The sequence below is a fragment of the Staphylococcus sp. NAM3COL9 genome (assembly GCF_001431205.1).
Classification (GTDB): domain Bacteria; phylum Bacillota; class Bacilli; order Staphylococcales; family Staphylococcaceae; genus Staphylococcus.
On sequence record NZ_LGPC01000009.1, the window covers coordinates 1 to 5,145 of the forward strand.

The window sequence follows — 5,145 nt, forward strand, 5'->3', positions numbered from 1 at the left end:
TTTGTACATTGAAAACTAGATATGTAAGTAAAATTTATGATTTTACCAAGCAAAACCGAGTGAATTAGAGTTTTAAAAAGCTTGAATTCAAAAAAATAGAAATAATCGCTAGTGTTCGAAAGAACACTCACAGATTAATAACATTTTAGGTTTTCAACCGATTTTATCGTGTTGAAGGTCGAAAAGATTAAGTTATTAAGGGCGCACGGTGGATGCCTTGGCACTAGAAGCCTACGAAGGACGTTACTAACGACGATATGCTTTGGGGAGCTGTAAGTAAGCTTTGATCCAGAGATTTCCGAATGGGGAAACCCAGCACGAGTTATGTCGTGTTATCGATATGTGAATACATAGCATATCTGAAGGCAGACGCGGGGAACTGAAACATCTTAGTACCCGCAGGAAGAGAAAGAAAAATCGATTCCCTGAGTAGCGGCGAGCGAAACGGGAAGAGCCCAAACCAACGAGCTTGCTTGTTGGGGTTGTAGGACACTCTATACGGAGTTACAAAAGAACAAATTAGACGAATCATCTGGAAAGATGAATCAAAGAAGGTAATAATCCTGTAGTCGAAAGTTTGTTCACTCTTGAGTGGATCCTGAGTACGGCGGAACACGAGAAATTCCGTCGGAATCCGGGAGGACCATCTCCCAAGGCTAAATACTCTCTAGTGACCGATAGTGAACCAGTACCGTGAGGGAAAGGTGAAAAGTACCCCGGAAGGGGAGTGAAATAGAACTTGAAACCGTGTGCTTACAAGTAGTCAGAGCCCGTTAATGGGTGATGGCGTGCCTTTTGTAGAATGAACCGGCGAGTTACGATTTGATGCAAGGTTAAGCAGTTAATGTGGAGCCGTAGCGAAAGCGAGTCTGAATAGGGCGTTGAGTATTTGGTCGTAGACCCGAAACCAGGTGATCTACCCATGACCAGGCTGAAGTTCAGGTAACACTGAATGGAGGGCCGAACCGACTTACGTTGAAAAGTGAGCGGATGAGTTGTGGGTAGCGGAGAAATTCCAATCGAACCTGGAGATAGCTGGTTCTCTCCGAAATAGCTTTAGGGCTAGCCTTAAGTAATGATTATTGGAGGTAGAGCACTGTTTGGACGAGGGGCCTTTATCGGGTTACCGAATTCAGACAAACTCCGAATGCCAATCAATTTTATCTTAGGAGTTAGAACGCGGGTGATAAGGTCCGTGTTCGAAAGGGAAACAGCCCAGACCACCAGCTAAGGTCCCAAAATATATGTTAAGTGGAAAAGGATGTGGCGTTGCCCAGACAACTAGTATGTTGGCTTAGAAGCAGCCATCATTTAAAGAGTGCGTAATAGCTCACTAGTCGAGTGACACTGCGCCGAAAATGTACCGGGGCTAAACATATTACCGAAGCTGTGGATTGTCCGTAAGGACAGTGGTAGGAGAGCGTTCTAAGGGCGTTGAAGCATGATCGCAAGGACATGTGGAGCGCTTAGAAGTGAGAATGCCGGTGTGAGTAGCGAAAGACGGGTGAGAATCCCGTCCACCGATTGACTAAGGTTTCCAGAGGAAGGCTCGTCCGCTCTGGGTTAGTCGGGTCCTAAGCTGAGGCCGATAGGCGTAGGCGATGGATAACAGGTTGATATTCCTGTACCACCAAAATTCGTTTTAAGCGATGGGGGGACGCAGTAGGATAGGCGAAGCGTACTATTGGATTGTACGTCCAAGCAATGAGACTGAGTGTTAGGCAAATCCGGCACTCTTAAGGTCAAGTTGTGATGGGGAGAGGAAATTTTTTCCTCGAGTCGTTGATTTCACACTGCCAAGAAAAGCCTCTAGCTAGAATTTTGGTGCCCGTACCGCAAACCGACACAGGTAGTCAAGATGAGAATTCTAAGGTGAGCGAGCGAACTCTCGTTAAGGAACTCGGCAAAATGACCCCGTAACTTCGGGAGAAGGGGTGCTCTTTAGGGTTAACGCCCAGGAGAGCCGCAGTGAATAGGCCCAAGCGACTGTTTATCAAAAACACAGGTCTCTGCTAAACCGTAAGGTGATGTATAGGGGCTGACGCCTGCCCGGTGCTGGAAGGTTAAGAGGAGTGGTTAGCTTCGGCGAAGCTACGAATCGAAGCCCCAGTAAACGGCGGCCGTAACTATAACGGTCCTAAGGTAGCGAAATTCCTTGTCGGGTAAGTTCCGACCCGCACGAAAGGCGTAACGATTTGGGCACTGTCTCAACGAGAGACTCGGTGAAATCATAGTACCTGTGAAGATGCAGGTTACCCGCGACAGGACGGAAAGACCCCGTGGAGCTTTACTGTAGTCTGATATTGAAATTCGGTACAACTTGTACAGGATAGGTAGGAGCCTTTGAAACGTGAGCGCCAGCTTACGTCGAGGCGTTGGTGGGATACTACCCTTGCTGTGTTGGATTTCTAACCCGCACCATTTATCATGGTGGGAGACAGTGTCAGATGGACAGTTTGACTGGGGCGGTCGCCTCCTAAAGAGTAACGGAGGCGCTCAAAGGTTTCCTCAGAATGGTTGGAAATCATTCATAGAGTGTAAAGGCATAAGGAAGCTTGACTGCGAGACTTACAAGTCGAGCAGGGTCGAAAGACGGACTTAGTGATCCGGTGGTTCCGCATGGAAGGGCCATCGCTCAACGGATAAAAGCTACCCCGGGGATAACAGGCTTATCTCCCCCAAGAGTTCACATCGACGGGGAGGTTTGGCACCTCGATGTCGGCTCATCGCATCCTGGGGCTGTAGTCGGTCCCAAGGGTTGGGCTGTTCGCCCATTAAAGCGGTACGCGAGCTGGGTTCAGAACGTCGTGAGACAGTTCGGTCCCTATCCGTCGTGGGCGCAGGAAATTTGAGAGGAGCTGTCCTTAGTACGAGAGGACCGGGATGGACATACCTCTGGTGTACCAGTTGTCGTGCCAACGGCATCGCTGGGTAGCTATGTATGGACGGGATAAGTGCTGAAAGCATCTAAGCATGAAGCCCCCCTCAAGATGAGATTTCCCAACTTCGGTTATAAGATCCCTCAAAGATGATGAGGTTAATAGGTTCGAGGTGGAAGCATAGCGATATGTGGAGCTGACGAATACTAATCGATCGAAGACTTAATCAAATTTAAAAGTGTTTTGTTTTGGCATTATCAAATTTTACTTACTATCTAGTTTTGAATGTATAATTTTTATACATTTCATTGTCTGGTGACAATGGCAAGGAGGTCACACCTGTTCCCATGCCGAACACAGTAGTTAAGCTCCTTAGCGCCGATGGTAGTCGGACTTACGTTCCGCGAGAGTAGGACGTTGCCAGGCAATTAGAGACCCGAATGGGTCTTTTTTTTATGCGTAAAAAAGGTTAGTAATAGAGGATAAAAAGACTTTCGGCTCTTGCATGAGGATTCCTAACTTCAAAGAATTGAGAAGTGGAGTTTTACAGGCAGCATTATAGGATACGATGAGCCCGAGGGCACTGAACCCTTAAAATGGTAATTTAATAAAAACACTATTTTCTAGACTGCTGATTTCTTGAATTCTAATCTTATTATAGTTTTCAATTTAATTTTCGGCAATATCTATTACAATGTTATTAGAGCTTTTGAGCTCTTTGCTTAGATAGAATGTTTCATACTTTAGTGAGGAAGGGAACATTCTATTGTGGCATTATCAGCTGGCGTTTCCTTACGGGACATGCTTATGGTAATGTCTTTTTCTTTGCGCCACTTATAATATTCATATGACGTGTAAACACTACCTTGATCACTATGGAGTGTACAACTATCTGGAATTTTCAATTGATTAAGTGTATCGTTTACTAAACTTTGATTTTGGTTACTATCTATAGAATAAGCTGTAATTTCAGTTATAGACATCCATAATTAATGAAAGATATAACATTGTATTACCGAAAGGTAAAAAAGTAGTATCCGTTACAAGTACTTCTAATGGACGGTTTGAGTGGAAAGTTCTGTATAGTAAATTAACTGTTTTATAAAATGGAGCACCTGGTCTTTTAGATTTCTTAGGTTTAACAAGACAATTCAGCCTGTTTTTTGCATAATTTTGTTGTTTTTGTCTTTACCTTTTTAACACTATGTTTATTTAATTCTTCAATTCCTTTTTCCATAATGATATTGTTTTCATACTTGTTGATGAAATTTATTACTTTCATCATCTTTGTTCTTGAGTTTTACTTTTATTATTTAAAGTTTCAATAATATTTTTAACAGAGGAACCTTGAATTTTCATATCTATTCCTTTGATTTTACTCCCACTAATTGGGGTCAGTTCACCTAAGGGCGAAAAGGTCTCTTTTTATGAGTGAAAAGTGTGAATGTCTGAATGGATATGGTGATAATTTAAGATCGTAAGAACTCGTGATATTGTATAAGAACTACTAATTTCGCAAGGGAAAAAGTGGTAATTTAGAGGGGTTAAGAGTTGAAGCATATTTAATGTGACTTATTTTGGAATTAGTTAAATATAGTATGATAGACCTTCTAGTTAACGTTTTAGTATTTACTTAATTTACTATTGTATATAGTGAAAAATTTTTTTGCCTATATTATTCATAATGGGTGGTAATATATAAGTTTTCAATTGATATAAGGAATAGGGTGTTATATCTTTTCGGTATTGAATTTTCTTCTATAAATTCATTAAATTGTTCTGATGTTCATAAAATCAATGATAGGTTATTTTTTACTTTGTCTATAATTTCTTAGATATATGGTAAAAGATGAAAAAATATTGGAAGAATAATCACAGCAATATTTTCAAGATTTCCACTTTTGTCATTTGTAAGAATTAAAATATATATATAATTAATAGAGAAAGAGCTTAAAAATACAGTGATCAACGATAAAAAAATAGTGAATAATCTTCCAAATAGAGTTATTGTAGAATGGGATTAAGATTCTTTATACTTTTGTTTTTTACAATGAAAGCACTGTAGTTACTAGTAATTCGTTTATAATATAGGCTTAATGAACTATATTCATTTAATAAATGTAAGTTTTGTAGCGATAGTGTAAATTTTACTGTTGTTAAAAGCTTTTTATGCGTGTATAGTATTACTAGTCGAGCGAAACAACACGACAAACACAAAAAGAAATACGAAACACAACGAAAATTAATTTTAAAAAGTTCTTGACTT

General features: G+C 41.0%; 2 rRNA genes and 1 pseudogene. 2 read left to right on the plus strand and 1 reads right to left on the minus strand.

The window, feature by feature from the left end:
* Positions 1 to 185 precede the first annotated feature (185 nt).
* Both ACA31_RS02510 and rrf read left to right on the plus strand, forming a co-directional pair.
* Positions 186 to 3,109 (plus strand): 23S ribosomal RNA (locus tag ACA31_RS02510).
* 81 nt (positions 3,110 to 3,190) lie between these two features.
* Positions 3,191 to 3,305, plus strand: a 5S ribosomal RNA gene (gene rrf, locus ACA31_RS02515).
* Between the two features lie 246 nt (positions 3,306 to 3,551).
* Here the strand turns inward: rrf and ACA31_RS13615 are convergent.
* A pseudogene (locus tag ACA31_RS13615) lies at positions 3,552 to 4,067 on the minus strand (DDE-type integrase/transposase/recombinase); the annotation flags it as partial.
* Positions 4,068 to 5,145: the final 1,078 nt, after the last annotated feature.